We start from the raw sequence: 15,210 nt of genomic DNA on the forward strand, positions 1-15,210 counted from the left end.
GCACCATGCCACGCCGCGTGACTTCCGACCGTGACGGTTATCACGCTGGGTGACGACGGCCGGCCGTACCACCGTACGGCCGGCCGCGCGTCCCGCTACGCGTCCCGTGCGCGCAGCACCGCCGTCCCGGCGAGCAGCGCCGCGCCCGCCCAGCACGCGAGCACCCCGAGCCCGGCCCACGGTCCGATGGGCTGGGTGTGCAGCACGGCCGGCACCGTGGTCTGCACCGCGAGCCCCGCGCTGGACGGACCGATCTGCTGGAGGTGGCGCTGCCAGTGCGGGTCCGCCACCAGCGCGGCCGTGATCGGGAAGAGATAGAGCAGCGCGAGCACGGCGCCGATCGACGTGCCCGGGTCGCGTACGGCGGCAGCGGTACCGAGCGCGAGCAGCGCGACCAGCACCAGGCACAGGGCCGAGCCGAATCCCGCGCGCAGCACCGAGCCGTCGGTCGCCGACAGCGCGGGCCGCGCGGCCGCGGGCAGCAGCAGCCGCCCGGCCAGCAGCGACCCGCCGACCGACAGCAGCGCCGCGGGCAGCACCATCGCGGCGAGCACCGCCGCCTTCGCGGCCAGTACGGTGCCCCGGCGCGGCATCGCGGCGAACGTGCTGCCCAGCATCCCCGTGGAGTGCTCGCCGGCGATCATCGCCGCACCGAGCACCGCGGCCACCGCCTCGCCGAGTTGCACCCCGGTCAGGCTGACCTTCGCCGCGTCGGTGCCTGGGTGGAACGACACGGTCGCCGCGGCCACCGCACCCAGCGCGACGGTCAGCAGGACGAGCGCGCCGAGCAGCGGCCGGGTGCCCGGGAGCGTCCACACCTTCGTCCACTCGGCGCGCACCGCGTCCCGCAGGGGTTCGAAGCGGGGCGCGGGGGCGCGGGACTCGGGTGCGCGGAAGGCGGGTGCGCGGAAGGCGGGCGGCCCACCGGGGCGTTCAGGCGCGCGGGATGCCCCGGGTGTCGCGGATGGCACGGATTCGCCTTCCGGCGCGGGGAGTTCGGGCCCGCCGGGTGCCGTTCTCATGTGTCCCTCCTGCGCAGCAGCGCGTACGCGACGGCGAGTACGACCGCGGTCCAGCCGCACAGCACGGCCAGCCCCGCCCAGGGCGGCAGCGGGTAGTAACCGTCCGACGGCGCGTAGACGTTGGCGACCTGGTGGTAGCGGAGCGTCGTCTGCTGGATGGCGAACGCGGCCGCCGGCGTCACCCGCAGCACCCAGTCCGCGGCGGCGTCCGGGAGGGCGGTCATCGCGAGGATGTAGGGGAGCACCACCCCGGCGACGACGGCGGTGACCGCGCCGGTCGCGCGGCGCAGGATCGTGCCGACGGCCAGCGCGAGGACCGCGGCCAGCGCGACCAGCAGGGCGGTGCCGACCACCACCCGGGTCTCGGTGCCGAAGCTCGCCGGGAGGATGAAGACCCCGTTGGAGCGCAGCCGGTGGAGGGTGAGCACGAGCGTCAGCACGGACGCGGCGAGCCCGACCGCGAAGGCCGCCGCGCCGACCACCACCGCCTTGGCGGCGAGCACCTGGCCGCGGCGCGGCTGCGCCGCGAGGGTGGTGCGGATCAGGCCGCGCCGGTACTCGGCGGTGACGAACGACGAGCCGACCACCACCACGACGAGCAGCCCCGCGAACGTGCCGGCCAGCCCGCGCTCGATGCTGCGCGCCCCGAAGACCTGGCCGCCCACGGCGGGCGCGATGTCGCCGGAGCCGCTGACGGAGAAGACCTCGCCGTTCGCGGTGGTGCGGTGGGTGGCGGCGGAGAGGGAGGCGGAGAGCGGGTCGCCGCCGACCTCGGTGGTCTGCCAGCCGTGCGCCGCCTGCGCGGTGGAGCTGCCGCCGGTGCCGCTCCCTCCCGTGCCGCCGCTCCCGCCGGTCCCGCCGGTCCCGCCGCCGCTCAGCGTGACGCGGTCGAACGCGGCCGTCGCGCGGGTCGGTGCGCTCATCGCGCTGCTGCCGAGCGCGTGCCGGTCCACCTCCATGTGCGCCGAGGAGGTGACGAAGAGGCCGACCCGGGCGGTCGCGGGCAGGTCGGGCAGGGTCGCGGTGCCGACCGTCGTCCAGTGGGTGCCGTCGGGCGAGGTGGCGCCGGTCAGCGTGCTGCCCGCGCGGGTCAGGCGCAGCCAGCGCGGGGCTGCGGCGGAAGGCGCGGCGACCTCGGGGCCCGCCGTGTCGTGGGTGAAGTCGCTCTGCATGCGCACCCCGTGGCTGCCGGTCACCATGACCGCCGCGTAGGTGCTGCCCGGCGCGGTGCCCGCCTTGACGATCAGGCCGGCCTTGGCCCACGCCTCCAGGTCGGGGGTTCCGGTGCCGTCCGGGGTGCGCGCCGCGATCCGCCCGGTCATCGAGGTGATCCGGGCGGTCAGGGTGCCGTCGGTGCCCAACGGCCGCTGGACGAAGGTGAAGTCGTCCACGACGGCCACCCCGCCCGGCCCCTTCGGCGGCCCGCACACCTTCATGCCCGGGCAGCCGCCGGACCGGGTCGCGTCGGCCGAGGCGTAGCCGATACCCACGACCACGACGAGCGCGGCCACGAGGGCGAGCACCCAGCCGCGTACGGTGCGCAGCTTCGTCCACTCGGCGCGGACGGTCAGCGGGAAGCCGTTCACGCCTGCTCCCCCTCGCCAGCGCCGCGTACGTCCTGACCGCCGCGTACGTCCTGACCGCCGCGTACGTCCTGGCCGCCGCGCGCATCCCGTGCGCCGCCCCGGTCCTGACCTCCGCCCGGGTCCGTTCCGCTGAACTCGACCTCGTCCCTGGTCAGCCGCATGTACGCGTCCTCCAACGTGGCCCGGTGCGCGGTGACTTCGGCGAAGGGGACGGCCCCGCGGGTGAGATGGGCGACGACCTCCTCGGCCGGCAGCCCGGAGACGTGCAGCGCGCCCGTACCGGCCGGGACGGCGGTGCCGCCCGCCGCGGTGAGGACCTCGGCGGCCCGGTCCGGCCGCGGCGTGCGCAGCGTGACGTGACCGCCGGCCGAGGCGGCGGCGAGGAGGTCGGCCACCGACGTGTCCGCGACGACCCGGCCGCGGCCGACCACCACCACATGGCTCGCGGTGTCCTGGAGTTCGCTCATCAGGTGGGTCGAGATCAGCACCGCCCGGCCCTGATCGGCCAGCGTGTGCAGCAGGCCGCGCAGCCACACGATGCCCTCGGGGTCCATGCCGTTGAACGGCTCGTCCATCATCAGCACCCCTGGGTCGCCGAGCAGCGCCGCCGCGATGCCCAGCCGCTGCCGCATGCCGAGCGAGAAGCCGCCCGCGCGGCGGCCCGCGACCGCAGTGAGGCCGACCTGCCCGATCACCTCGTCCACCCGGCGCGCGCCGATGCCCTGCGAACGGGCCAGCCACATCAGGTGGTCGCGGGCCCGGCGGCCCGGCTGGAGCGCGGCGGCGTCCAGCAGCGCGCCGACGTGCGTCATCGGCCGGCGCAGCGCGCGGTACGGCCGGCCGCCGATCAGGGCGGTGCCCTCGTCCGCGGTGTCCAGGCCGAGCACCACCCGCATCGTGGTCGACTTGCCGGCGCCGTTCGGCCCGACGAAGCCCGTGACCCGGCCCGGTTCGACGCCGAACTCCATCCCGTCCAGGGCCGCGGTCGCCCCGTATCGCTTGCGCAGGGCCCTGACGGCCACTCCCACCTCGCCCATGGCGACGTGTCTCCCTCCGTGCGCGCGCCGCCACCGCCGTCCGGCGGCGTACCCGCGCTGTCGGCACCGGTTGTACGGCGCGGGCGGTGACGGCGAGGTGACGGCCGCCGTCACCTCGCTGACACCGGGCGGCTGGCATCGTGGACGCATGAGAGTGCTGGTGGTCGAGGACTTCGAGGTGCTGGCGACGGCGCTGGCGACCGGGCTGCGCCGCGAGGGCATGGCGGTGGACGTGGCCCTGGACGGCACGCAGGCGCTGGAACGGCTCGCCGTGACCCGCTACGACGTGGTCGTCCTGGACCGCGACCTGCCCGGGGTGCACGGGGACGAGATCTGCCGGGGGCTGGCGGAGGGGCCGGCGCAGAGCCGGGTGCTGATGCTCACCGCGGCGGCGGCCGTCAGCGACCGGGTGGACGGGCTCGCGCTGGGCGCCGACGACTACCTTCCCAAGCCGTTCGACTTCGCCGAACTGGTCGCTCGGGTACGGGCGTTGGGCCGCCGCTCGACGCCCGCGCTGCCGCCGGTGCTGGCCGGCGGCGGGGTGCTGCTCGACCCGAACCGCCGCACCGCCTTCCGGGCCGGGCGCCGGCTCGACCTCAGCCCCAAGGAGTTCGCCGTGCTGGAGTGCCTGCTGGGCGCCCGCGGCGCCGCCGTCTCCGCGGAGGAGCTGCTCGACCGGGTCTGGGACGAGGCGGTCGACCCGTTCACCACCACCGTGAAGACCACCGTCCGGCGGCTGCGGTTGAAGCTCGGCGACCCGCCGCTGATCGCGACCGTCCGCGAGGGCGGCTACCGGATCGAGGAGTCGTGAGCGCCGCGCCGACGGCCGCGCCGGGCGGCCGGCCACGGCGGGTGACCCGGCTGCTGCCGCGGCCCCGTACCCTCCGGATGCGGCTCGCCGTGCTCTACGGCGCCCTCTTCCTCGCCTCCGGGGTGCTGCTGCTCGCCATTCCGAACCTGTTCGTGGGATCGTCCTCGGCCGTCAAGGCGCCGGGCCCGGACGTGCCGCCGTTTCCGGACGGCTCCAGGCCCGTGCTGCCGATCCTGGGCGGCGGCCGGGCCTCGCTCGCCGAGACGCAGCGCGGGCGGGACATGGACCGGTACGTCACCGGGTCGGTGATCGCGCTGGTGGCGCTGGTGGCGCTGTCGGTGGGGCTGGGCTGGCTGCTGTCCGGGTGGCTGCTGCGGCCGCTGCGCACGATCACCGCGACCGCCGGGGAGATGTCAGCGGCCAGCCTCGGGCGGCGGCTCGCCATCCGCAGCTCGGGCGACGAGTTCACGCAGCTCGGCCGGACCCTGGACGACCTGTTCGCCCGGCTGGAGGCGTCCTTCACCGCGCAGCGGCACTTCGTCGCGAACGCCTCGCACGAGTTGCGCACCCCGCTCGCCGCCGAACGCACCCTGCTCCAGGTCGCGTTGGCCGATCCGGACGCCGACGCGGCGACCCTGCGGGCCGCGTGCGAGCAGGCCCTGCTGCTCGGCGCGCAGCAAGCCCGCCTGATGGAGGCGCTGTTCACGCTGGCCACCGGGGAGCGCGGGGTGCGGCGGCGGGAGGACTTCGACCTCGCCGAGGTCGCGGCGGGGGTGCTGGCCCGCCGGGGCGACGAGGCCGCCGGCCTGCGCATCCGGGTCGAGGCCGCCCTCGACGAGGCCCCGGTCTCCGGTGACCGCGGCCTCGTCGAGATCCTGCTGGACAACCTCGTGGACAACGGACTGCGCCACAACCACCCCGGCGGCGACCTCCGGGTTCGCACCGCCGTCTCCGCCGGCCGCCGCGCCTGCCTCGAAGTCGCCAACTCGGGCCCCGTGGTCCCCGAGGCCGACCTCGATCGCCTCTTCGAGCCCTTCCAGCGGCTGGGCACGCCCCGCACCCGCGCCCGGACGGACGACGCCCACCACGGCCACGGCCTGGGTCTGGCCATCGTCCGCGCCGCCACCACCGCGCACGCCGCCGCCCTCACGGCCACGCCGCACCCCACCGGCGGCCTCACCGTGCGCGTCGACTTCCCACCCGGGGACGCGAGCGGCCCGGGTGACGCGGGCGGCCCGGCCGGCAAGGACGCGCCGGCCGGATCACGCTGACCGGCAGCCGCCGGGGGCGGTACAGGTACGGGCCGGGGTCCGCGCTCGGGCTCAGCCGCCGGGCTTCTGCTTGGCCACCCGCCGGCGCAGGGCCGGACCGATCCGGACCAGGGCCCGCCGTTCGATGCCGTTGATCCGCTTCTCGACCGCGGCGACCCGCTTGCGCAGCGCCGCGGCCTCCTTCTCCGCGGTGACGTGCCGCTTCTCCGCGGCGGCGGCCCGCTTCTGCAACTCCCGGTTCTTCCTGGCGAGGTCGTTCGCGCGCCGCTCCGCGGCGGCCCGGTCCGTGGCGATCTGCTCGCGCAGCCGGGCGAACCGGTAGCGCAGCGCGCCGTCGTCGGCGCCGTCCCAGAGGCTGACGGACGGCGGGAGTTCGGTGCCGGCCAGCCGGGCGTCGAAGGCCGCGCCCGCGTCGCCGTGGGAGTAGGTGTTCGCCAGGTCGTTGCGGTCGAGGAAGTCGGTGTAGTGGGTGAAGCGCTCCTTGTGGCCGTTGAGCAGCCCGCTGAAGTCGGCCTGTTCGTACAGCTCGGCGGGGTCGGTGTCCGCGGGGACGTCGGTGAGCATCCGGTGCGGCAGGTCGAAGTAGCGGCACAGTTCGAGCGTGCGCGAGTCGTGCGTGAGCACCACCGCGGGGGTGCCGGCCAGCAGCGCGGCGATGTTGCCGTGGATGCGGGTGCCGTACGCGAAGTCGTGGCCCGCCAGTTCGTCGAGCCAGGTCCGGGGGTCCAGCGGGACGCGGACCTTGTCCGCCCGGAACAGCTCGTGGGTGAGCTGGAGCGGGAAGGAGTCGTGCCGGCCGGCCTCGGCCGAGGTGTCGCCCCAGAAGAGCAGTTCGGCGTCGACCAGGTTCTGCGCGTAGTACGTCAGGGCCGGGAAGCGCTCGAAGGCGTACCGGGCGAGGCCGCCGATGTCGCCGACCGGGATCGCGTCCGGCGACAGGTTGATCGCGATCCGCGCGTCCGGGCCGATCGTGCCGGGGTCGGAGGGCACCGGGAAGACGTCGCCGTGCAGGAACATCGACGGGCAGCCGATGATGTCGACCTGGTCGAAGCCGAGGCCGCGCAGGTACGACGCGGTGAGCTCGCCGCGCACCCCGATCGAGGCGGAGCGGTCGAGCACGGCCCGCACGAAGCGCCGCACCGACTCCTCCATCGGCCCGAGCGTTCCGAGGTCGTAGTCCGCGCCGACCTGGGCGCCGACCCCGACCACCACCACGGGGATGGTCAACTGCTCGATCAGCGCGGACAGCCGGTCCAGCGAGGCGCGGAAGCTCGGCCGGAAGGCGTTGGCCAGCGGCACCACGAAGACGTCGTACTCGTCGTTGATCCGCGCGGCCCGCTGCTCCGACGCGTCGGTCCTGATGCCGTTCGAGACCACCTCGGTGTCGGGGGTCAGCAGCATCCGGTGCACCGCGTCGCTGAACAGCAGGTTGCCGGAGTTCGTGCCGAAAAGGTCCTGGTGCAGGAACTCGGCGTGCGTGGCGGCGTGGAACGGGCTCTTCCCGGACCGGATGAGTATGCGCTTCACGTGCCACCCCTCGCTCTTTCGGACAGGGGACAGCTCTCACCTGGCGCGACGCACGTCCGGGGCCGACCTCCGAGCGGGGACGATACCCCACGGCACTTTGAATTCCTATACGAAATCATGGGGAAGAACAGAGAAACCCATGGCGTCTCACAGGGAAATCCTTGGTGCGGCAAAGATCGATCCATGAACTGTGCATTACTTGTGCCTCGTCTGTGCGCCCAAGCCGCACGCACCCCCGGCAGAGGGTGCCCGGGAGGCGGGCCGGGGAAGGGCCGGGGACGGGCCCGGGACGGGGATGAGCTTGGATGGAGGGGAGGCGCAGCACGAAGAGAGCAGCACGAAGAGAAGAAGAGAAGGGCGGGTCGCGGGATGGCGGTTACGGCGCTGGTGGTGCAGAACACTCCGACCGGTGGGCCGGGGCGGTGGGAGCGCTGGCTGGACGAGGGCGGGCTGACGCTCGACGTGGTGCGCGGCTACGCGGGAGAGGAACTGCCCGAGCGGCTGCGCCCGCGCCACCAGGCACTGGTGGTGCTCGGCGGCGGCTACCTGCCGGACGACGACGCGCGGGCGCCGTGGCTGGCCCGGACCCGTGAACTGGCTTGTGAGGCAGTGGAGTTCGGGCTGCCGGTGTTCGGGATCTGCCTGGGCGGGCAGTTGCTCGCGCAGGTCGCGGGCGGCGCGGTGCGCGGGGAGCACGGCCAACCGGAGTTCGGCAGCACGCAGTTGACGCTCCGCCAGGAGGCCGCGGACGACCCGCTGTTCGCCGGGCTGCCGGCGCGGCCGCACGCGATCGAGAACCACGTGGACGCGATCACCGCGCTCCCGCCGGGCGCGACCTGGCTCGCCTCCACCGACGGTTGCCCGTATCAGGCGTTCCGGCTGGGCGAGCGCGCGTGGGGCGTGCAGTTCCACCCCGAGGCGGACGCCGAGCGGATCAGCGGGTGGGACACCGACCGGCTGGCCCGGCACGGCGCCGACCGCGACACCCTGCACCGCGCCGCCCTCGCCGCGGACGCGGAGTCCGCGGCGGTCTGGCGCGAGGTGGCGCTGCGCTTCGCCGGGCAGGCGGTGGCCGCGGCGGCGTGACGCGGCGCGAAGCGGCGGCCACCCGGACGTACCCGCGGACACGCGCCCGGACGCACGCGCACGTGCACGCGTCCGGGCGCGTCGCGGACTACCAGCGGGCCTGCTCCGCCAGCGAGCGGGCGAGCGGCGCCACGGACTTCGCCGGCAGCGCGATGTGCCCGGCGTCGTCGTCGACCACGTCCACCATCAGCAGGATGTTCCCCGACGTCGCGGGCAGCGTCACCACCGCGACGTTGCCGGACGGGGTGAGCACCGGCGTACCGGGCTTAGCCGCCAGGCACTTGGCGAAGTACGCCGCCAACCGGGAGTTCGGCAGGTGCGCCCGGGACGCGATCAGCGGAAGCGTCATGGACAGCGCCGGGTCCTTGCCGTCCGCCGGGTCGTCGGTCCGGGTGGCGACCGTGGTCAGATCCGTCTCCTGCGCGCCGATCGTGTAGTTGCAGTAGACGACCACGCCGTGCGCCTTGGCCACCGGCGCCGTCGGATCGGCGCCCTTCTCGGTGTCCGCGCTCACCGCGTCCTTGTCCCGCATGAGCGCCGCGTGCCCGGTCAGCCCGGCGCTCCTGGCGGCCTTGTCCATCCGGTACGGCACCGGGCACGTCGTGGTCTTCCCGGCCGCCACCTCGTCCCCGAGCTTCACCAGCCCGGACGGGTCCAGCTTCTTCCCCGCGCCCGACGACCCGCCGCCGCACCCGGCCGACGCGACCGCCACGGTTCCCAGGACGACCGCCGAGACCGCCATCCGGCCGATCCGGCTCCTCATCGCCGTCACTCCCCCCACTCCCCCCACTCGGCACGATCCGGGGACCGTACCACCCGAGGAGACCTCGGCCACCGCGGCTCACCCCTTCAACGAGCCGTTGAGCATGCCGCGTTCGAAGAGCCGCTGGAGCCCGAGGTAGACCAGCACGCTCGGGATCATCAGCATCAGCGACGCCGCCATCCGCACCCCCTCGCCCTGCTCCTGGCTGGAGGACAGGCTCGTGACGACCAGGGTCATCGTGTACATGTGCGGGGTGGAGGCGACCAGCAGCGGCAGCAGGTACTGGTCCCAGATCATCAGGAAGCCGAACACCGCGCAGGTGCCCAGCGCGGGCCGGCACAGCGGCAGGATGATCTGGAAGAAGATCCGCAGGTCCCGGGCGCCGTCGACGCGGGCGGCCTCCTCCAGTTCGGCCGGGATGGTCTTCATGAACCCGGTGAGCACGTAGATCGGCAGCGCCCAGCCGACCACCGGAAGGATCAGCCCCGAGTACGAGTCGAGCAGGTCGCTGCCGCCCAGCGGGTCGGGGACCTTGCCGAGCACCAGGTAGAGCGGGATCGCGATGACCTCCTCCGGCATCATCATGGTGGCGAGGATCGCCAGCAGCACCACGGCCTGGCCGCGGAACTTCTTGCGGGCCAGCGCGTACGCCGCGAAGGCGCTCACCGTGACCTGGAGGAAGAGCCCGACGCCGGTGACGATCACCGAGTTGAGCAGCCCCCGGCCGACCCCGAACCGGAAGGCGGTGCGGATGTTGGCGAGGGTGAAGTGCCCGGGGAAGAGGGCCATCTGGCCGGTCTTGAGGGTGGTGCCGCTGAAGACGGTGGCGACCATCGTCCACAGCGGCATCACGAAGACGAAGAGCACCGCGGCGTAGAGCACGACACGGACCGCGGTGCGGGTCCACGCCTTGGTGGGCATCCGCAGGCCCAGCGCGGTGGTGGGGGCGCTCATGCCGCTCATGCCTCCTTGCGCCTGCGCCACCACAAGGTGAGGCAGGTCAGCAGGACGGTGACCAGGAACAGCACGGTGGACACGGCCGAGGCCATCCCCAACTGGTTGTTCTGGATGCCCTGTTTGTAGGTGTAGGTGACGATGGTCTCGGTGGAGCCGGCCGGGCCGCCGCCGGTCAGGACGTAGATCTCGGTGAAGACCCGCAGCCCCCGGATGATGCCGAGGGTGAGCACGATGGTGGTCACCGGGCGCAGCGACGGCAGCGTGACGTGCCGCAGCCGGTGCCACGCGCCGGCCCCGTCGATCGCCGCGGCCTCGTACAACTGCCGGTCGATGCCGGCCAGTCCGGCGACGAAGATGACCATGTCGTACGGGGCGCTCTTCCACACCTGGATCAGCATCACCGAGGCGAGCGAGGAGTGCGGTGAGGACAGGAACGGCTCCGGGCCCAGGCCGACATGGCCGAGCAGGGAGTTGAGGGTGCCGTAGCCGCCGGGGTAGAGGATGGTGTTCCACAGTTCGGCGACGGCCACCATCGCGGTGACCACCGGCAGGAACGCGGCCGTGCGCAGGATGCGCAGATGCCGGGCCGGGCCTTCGAGCAGCAGCGCGAGCCCGAAGCCGAGCAGCGCCGAGGCGGCCACCGTGACCAGCGCGTCCACGACGGTGTGCTCGACCGCCGAGCGCAGCGCCGCGTCGTGGAAGGCGGTGCTGAAGTTGTCCCAGCCGACCCATCTGTTGCCCAGGTAGGGACGCACCTCGAAGAAGCTGAGGTACATCCCCCACAGCGTCGGCCAGAACTTGAAGACGCCGAAGAGGACCAGTACGGGCGCCAGGTAGAGCCAGGGGGTGGCCACCCGCGGCCACCTGGGCAGGGCGCGCGGCGCGGAGGGGTTGCGGTTGCCGGCCGGGAACCGGGGGCGGCCGCTGCGCGGGCTGCCTCCGGGCCGGTCCTTGGTCAGGGCCATGTGTCGTCTGCCGTCTTCTTCTGCCGTCGTCTTCTGCCGTCGTCTGCTACGGGCATCGGTGCCGCGGGCGTCCGCTGCTTCGGGGTACCGGCGGGCGGGCACCGGCTACTTCTTGAGCAGCGACCGGTACTGGGAGTCGAGCGTTGCCAGCGTCTTGCCGGGGTCGCCGCAACCGGACAGCATCTTGTTGAGGCTCTCCGAGGCGTCGCTGCGGTAGGTCTCCCAACCGGGGGCGCTCACCGGCTCGTAGGTGGAGCTCTTCGCGTAGACCTGCTGGGCGACCTGCCAGCGCGGGTCGCCCGCGTGCACGGTCGCCGGATCGACGGTGGTGTTGATCGGCAGCCGCACGATGGTGGACGTGGGCACGCCGGTCATCCCGGTCTTCTGCGCCTCGGGCGAGACCATGTACGAGGCGAGCGCGTCGAAGTCGGCGGCGCGCTTGGAGCCGGCCATCGCGTAGACGGTGGTGCCCTCGGCGAGGCTGCCGGTGCCCTTGGGCCCGGCCGGCGGGGCGACCACGTCGTACTTCCCCTTGACGGCGGTGGCGTCCATGGTCGCGTAGGCGTAGGGGCCGGTGAGGTACATGCCGGCCACGCCGGTCTGGAACGCCTTGTTGGTGTCGGTGGTCAGGTTGTTGAGCGCCCCGGGCTGGACCACCTTGTCGGTGCAGTACAGCTTCTCCAGGAACTGCGCGGCCCGCACCGCCTGCGGCGAGTCGACGACCGAGCGGAAGCCGCCGCTGCCGGTGGGCTCCAGGAAGTTGCCGCCGGCCTGGTAGAGGAAGTTCGACCAGAACCAGGAGAGGTAGCCGCGCTGGGTGGAGCCGGGCACGGCCAGGCCGTAGGTGTCGTTCTTGCCGTTGCCGTCGGGGTCCTGGGTGGTGAACGCCTCGGCGACCTTCTCCAGGTCGGCCCAGGTCTTCGGCGGCTGCATGCCGACCTTCTTCAGCCAGTCGCTGCGCACCAGCAGGACGTTGGCCTGCGCGGAGAACGGCACGCCGTAGGTCTTGCCCTGGTCGTCCGCCACGGACTTCCACGCGGCGCCGCTCACCTGGGACGCGCCGCTGATCTTCGCCTGGTCGACCTCGGTGATGATGCCCTGGCTCTTGAACGCGCCGAGTTGGGAGCCGTCGTCTATCACCACGTCGGGCAGCTTGTGGGCGGCGGCGGCCGCGTTGAGCTTGGTCTCGAAGTCGGTGTTGGTCATGAAGAGCTGGACCTTCACGCCGGTCTTCCTGGTGTAGCCGTCGAAGACCATCTGGTAGGCCTTCTGCGAGTCGCCCGCGCCGCGCACCCAGACCTTCAACGGGCCCGACGCCGAGCCGCCGCCGGACCCCCCGCCGCACGCGGTGAGCGCGGTGGAGGCGGTGACGAGGGTGATCGCGAGGGCCGCCATCGGAAGGGCTCGTCGCCGGCGGATGCTGCCTGTGGTGCTGGTACGGGGCGCGCTCATCGTCCACTCCGTTCATGTACTGGAATCATGTCCACATCCAGGAATAGCCGGGACCCTAGGGCGAGGCGGCGGCCCGGTCAAGGGTTCCGACACGTTTGCGCAGCCCTCTTGACGCGGACGGACAGTCACCCTAGCTTCACCAGACGTCGCAATGGTTCAGTATTGCGACTTGAATTCATGCACATGAACTCGATCACGCCGGCACGCCATCGATCCGGGAGGCACCCCACATGCCCGACCGACCCCTGCTCACCACCGCGTTGGCCGCGCTCGCCGCTACCGGCGGGCTCGTCGCGGCGGGCGGCAGCGCGTCCGCGACCGCGGCCGACGCCGCCCGCCCCGCCGCCTCGTCCCACGCCGTGTCCCACGCCGCGACGGTCTCCGTGTCCACCTCCGACCAGCTCGTGGCGGCCCTCGCCGCGGCGGCGCCGGGCGACACCATCCAGCTCGCCGACGGCTCGTACACCGGCAAGTTCGTCGCCACCACGGCGGGCACCTCGTCGAAGCCGATCACCCTGGTCGGCAGCGCCAAAGCGGTCCTGCACAGCTCGGAGTACACCGGCCCGTCCGCGGTCGCCACGAACGCGCGGGCGGCGTCCCCCACCGCCGCCCGCGCCGCATCCGCCGCCACCCCGGCCTCGTCCTGCCCGACCGGCGGCACTGGCTACGGCCTGTACCTCGACGGCGCCGCCTACTGGCACCTCACCGGCTTCACCGTCGACACCGCGAGCAAGGGCATCGTCATGGACGCCGCCCCGCACGTGACCATCGACGGCGTCGAGGTGCGCAACATCGGCGACGAGGGCGTCCACTTCCGCAAGGGCAGCTCCGACGGCGTGATCGAGAACTCCTACGTCCACGACACCGGCCAGAACCAGCCCGGCTACGGCGAGGGCGTCTACATCGGCTCGGCGAAGAGCAACTGGGCCTGCTACGCGGGCTCCAGCGGCGTGGACGCCTCCGACGACGTGCAGGTGCTGAAGAACCGGATCGGCCCGAACGTCGCCGCCGAGGGCCTGGACATCAAGGAGGGCACCAAGAACGGCGTGGTCAGCGGCAACACCTTCGACGGCACCGGCGAGCAGAACGAGAACTCCGCCGACTCCACGATCGACGCCAAGGGGGACGGCTACCGGATCGACGGCAACAAGGTCTCCCACCCCTACCTCGACGGCTTCCAGACCCACACCGCGCAGTCGCCCTACGGCTGCGGCAACACCTTCGCCGGCAACACCTTCTCCGTCACCGCCTCCGACGGCTACGGCATCAACGTCACGAACAACAAGAAGTGCGCCGACGACGACCAGAACGTCGTCTACGACTCCAACAGCTCCAGCGGCGGCAAGGGCCTGACCGACATCACGGTCACCCCGAGCAGCTGACCCCCACTCCTCCTCCCGGCGAGGACCCGTCCGCCGGGAGGAGGAGCACGCACCCACGGGCACCCGGCCGAAGCCGCCGGGCGCAGCTCCGGGAGCGAGACCGCGCGGGCGGCCACCCGCCCGCCGCGAGGTCCGGCACCGCGGGTGAACCGGCCGCCCGCACGGTCCCCGAGCCCACCTTTGAACCGCAAGGAGCCAACGACGTGTCCCTCTTCCACGGCGTGCTGTTCTTCCCCGTCACCCCCTTCACCCCCACCGGGCAGGTCGCCCCCGACCTGCTGGCGCGCCACGTCCGCGCCGGCCTGGACGCCGGCGCCGGCGGCGTCTTCGTGGCCTGCGGCACCGGCGAGTTCCACGCGCTGGAGCCCGAGGAGTACGCCCTGGCGGTACGCGCCGCGGTCGAGGCCACCGGCGGGCGGGTGCCGGTCTACGCGGGCGCCGGCGGCCCGCTCCCGCTGGCCCGCGCCTTCGCCCGCGCGGCGCGCGCCGCCGGCGCGGACGGCCTGCTGCTGATGCCGCCGTACCTGGTGCGCTCCCCCGCGGCCGGGCTGGTCCGCTACGTCGAGCAGGTCGCGGCGGCGACCGACCTGCCGGTGATCGTCTACCACCGCGGCACCGCCGTCCTCGACCCCGCCTCGGCCGCCGAAGTCGCCCTGCTGCCGCGGGTCGTGGGCATCAAGGACGGCTACGGCGACCTGGAGCTGATGGCGCGGATCGTGACCTCGGTCCGGCAGGCGCTGCGCGAGCGGGGCGAGGGCAAGCCGTTCCGGTTCTTCAACGGCCTGCCCACCGCCGAGGTCTCGGTGCCCGCCTACCGGGAGATCGGCGTGGAGCTGTACTCCTCGGCGGTGTTCTGCTTCGCACCCGACATCTCGACCGCCTTCCACCGGGCGGTGGAGAGCGGCGACGGCGACCTCGTCGAGGGACTGCTGGCCACCTTCTTCCGCCCGCTGGTGGCGCTGCGCGACCGGGTGCCCGGCTACGCGGTCGCCCTGGTCAAGGCGGGAGTACGCCAGGGCGGTCTGGACGTCGGCGGGGTGCGCCCGCCCCTGCTCGACCCGGCCGAGCCGGACCTCGCCGAACTCGCCCGGATCACCGCGGCCGGGCGCGCGCTGGCCGCCGCCCAGCCCGCCCGCGCCCGGCGGTGAGCACGGCGAACGGTTGCGCGGGCGGTGCCGAGCGCGCCATCGCGGCGCTGTCGAGCCATCTTTGAGCCAGGATGAAAAGCACCGCCTGTCCGGTTTACCTCCGTTGACGACGACAGCTTCGAAGTCCAGGATGGGGCCTGCATGTTGATCGTCGCGCGCGGGTCGCGCCCGACGACTGGCGACGGCCCACAGGACCGGCCGGG

13 protein-coding genes are annotated in these 15,210 nt (G+C 73.5%); 5 read left to right on the plus strand and 8 right to left on the minus strand.

Annotated features, from left to right (window positions below; all coding sequences use genetic code 11):
- Nucleotides 1–95: 95 nt before the first annotated feature.
- The 3 genes from OG896_RS11770 to OG896_RS11780 are packed head-to-tail and all read right to left on the minus strand — an operon-like array spanning nt 96 to nt 3,645.
- Nucleotides 96–1,022: an ABC transporter permease gene (locus tag OG896_RS11770; RefSeq protein ID WP_329364826.1), complete on the minus strand. Its 927-nt coding sequence runs from the start codon at nt 1,020–1,022 to the stop codon at nt 96–98.
- Complete coding sequence (locus tag OG896_RS11775; protein ID WP_329364827.1) at nt 1,019–2,608, minus strand: ABC transporter permease subunit; 1,590 nt, start codon at nt 2,606–2,608, stop codon at nt 1,019–1,021. The genes OG896_RS11770 and OG896_RS11775 overlap by 4 nt, the downstream gene beginning before the upstream one ends.
- The gene (locus tag OG896_RS11780; protein WP_329364829.1) at nt 2,605–3,645 is read right to left on the minus strand and encodes an ATP-binding cassette domain-containing protein; all 1,041 of its coding nucleotides are present in this window, start codon (nt 3,643–3,645) and stop codon (nt 2,605–2,607) included. Before OG896_RS11780 ends, OG896_RS11775 begins: the two co-directional genes overlap by 4 nt.
- A gap of 148 nt (nt 3,646–3,793) precedes the next feature.
- Between OG896_RS11780 and OG896_RS11785 the strand changes: the two genes are divergently transcribed.
- Complete coding sequence (locus OG896_RS11785) at nt 3,794–4,456, plus strand: response regulator transcription factor (protein ID WP_329364832.1); 663 nt, start codon at nt 3,794–3,796, stop codon at nt 4,454–4,456.
- Complete coding sequence (locus OG896_RS11790; protein WP_329364834.1) at nt 4,453–5,727, plus strand: sensor histidine kinase; 1,275 nt, start codon at nt 4,453–4,455, stop codon at nt 5,725–5,727. Before OG896_RS11785 ends, OG896_RS11790 begins: the two co-directional genes overlap by 4 nt.
- A gap of 51 nt (nt 5,728–5,778) precedes the next feature.
- Here the strand turns inward: OG896_RS11790 and OG896_RS11795 are convergent, their stop codons facing one another.
- Nucleotides 5,779–7,254 carry a polysaccharide pyruvyl transferase family protein gene (locus OG896_RS11795; protein WP_329364837.1) on the minus strand — a complete coding sequence of 492 codons (1,476 nt, stop codon included), beginning with the start codon at nt 7,252–7,254 and terminating at the stop codon, nt 5,779–5,781.
- 369 nt (nt 7,255–7,623) lie between these two features.
- On the opposite strand from OG896_RS11795, the gene OG896_RS11800 reads away from it, so the two are divergent.
- Nucleotides 7,624–8,340 (plus strand): type 1 glutamine amidotransferase, encoded by a 717-nt coding sequence (locus OG896_RS11800; protein WP_329364839.1) that lies wholly within the window; start codon nt 7,624–7,626, stop codon nt 8,338–8,340.
- Nucleotides 8,341–8,428: 88 nt separating this feature from the next.
- Here OG896_RS11800 and OG896_RS11805 read toward each other — a convergent pair whose 3' ends face one another.
- The 4 genes from OG896_RS11805 to OG896_RS11820 form a co-directional block, all read right to left on the minus strand.
- A complete protein-coding gene (locus tag OG896_RS11805) occupies nt 8,429–9,112 on the minus strand; it encodes a hypothetical protein (protein WP_329364841.1) in 684 nt (227 codons plus the stop codon).
- A 69-nt stretch (nt 9,113–9,181) separates the two neighbouring features.
- Nucleotides 9,182–10,057: a carbohydrate ABC transporter permease gene (locus tag OG896_RS11810; RefSeq protein WP_329364843.1), complete on the minus strand. Its 876-nt coding sequence runs from the start codon at nt 10,055–10,057 to the stop codon at nt 9,182–9,184.
- Between the two features lie 5 nt (nt 10,058–10,062).
- A complete protein-coding gene (locus OG896_RS11815; RefSeq protein ID WP_329364844.1) occupies nt 10,063–11,025 on the minus strand; it encodes a carbohydrate ABC transporter permease in 963 nt (320 codons plus the stop codon).
- Between the two features lie 105 nt (nt 11,026–11,130).
- Nucleotides 11,131–12,477: an ABC transporter substrate-binding protein gene (locus OG896_RS11820; RefSeq protein WP_329364845.1), complete on the minus strand. Its 1,347-nt coding sequence runs from the start codon at nt 12,475–12,477 to the stop codon at nt 11,131–11,133.
- Nucleotides 12,478–12,707: 230 nt separating this feature from the next.
- On the opposite strand from OG896_RS11820, the gene OG896_RS11825 reads away from it, so the two are divergent.
- Nucleotides 12,708–13,859 (plus strand): right-handed parallel beta-helix repeat-containing protein, encoded by a 1,152-nt coding sequence (locus OG896_RS11825; RefSeq protein ID WP_329364847.1) that lies wholly within the window; start codon nt 12,708–12,710, stop codon nt 13,857–13,859.
- Between the two features lie 203 nt (nt 13,860–14,062).
- Complete coding sequence (locus OG896_RS11830; RefSeq protein ID WP_329364849.1) at nt 14,063–15,007, plus strand: 5-dehydro-4-deoxyglucarate dehydratase; 945 nt, start codon at nt 14,063–14,065, stop codon at nt 15,005–15,007.
- Nucleotides 15,008–15,210: the final 203 nt, after the last annotated feature.

It is taken from the genome of Streptomyces sp. NBC_00669 (genome assembly GCF_036226785.1).
Classification (GTDB): Bacteria; Actinomycetota; Actinomycetes; order Streptomycetales; family Streptomycetaceae; genus Actinacidiphila.

Coding starts and splice junctions, on each gene's coding strand:
- OG896_RS11770 (WP_329364826.1), bottom strand. CDS start 1,022: ATGAGAACGGCACCCGGCGGGCCCGAACTCCCCGCGCCGGAAGGCGAA.
- OG896_RS11780 (WP_329364829.1), bottom strand. CDS start 3,645: ATGGGCGAGGTGGGAGTGGCCGTCAGGGCCCTGCGCAAGCGATACGGG.
- OG896_RS11785 (WP_329364832.1), top strand. CDS start 3,794: ATGAGAGTGCTGGTGGTCGAGGACTTCGAGGTGCTGGCGACGGCGCTG.
- OG896_RS11800 (WP_329364839.1), top strand. CDS start 7,624: ATGGCGGTTACGGCGCTGGTGGTGCAGAACACTCCGACCGGTGGGCCG.
- OG896_RS11810 (WP_329364843.1), bottom strand. CDS start 10,057: ATGAGCGCCCCCACCACCGCGCTGGGCCTGCGGATGCCCACCAAGGCG.
- OG896_RS11815 (WP_329364844.1), bottom strand. CDS start 11,025: ATGGCCCTGACCAAGGACCGGCCCGGAGGCAGCCCGCGCAGCGGCCGC.
- OG896_RS11820 (WP_329364845.1), bottom strand. CDS start 12,477: ATGAGCGCGCCCCGTACCAGCACCACAGGCAGCATCCGCCGGCGACGA.
- OG896_RS11825 (WP_329364847.1), top strand. CDS start 12,708: ATGCCCGACCGACCCCTGCTCACCACCGCGTTGGCCGCGCTCGCCGCT.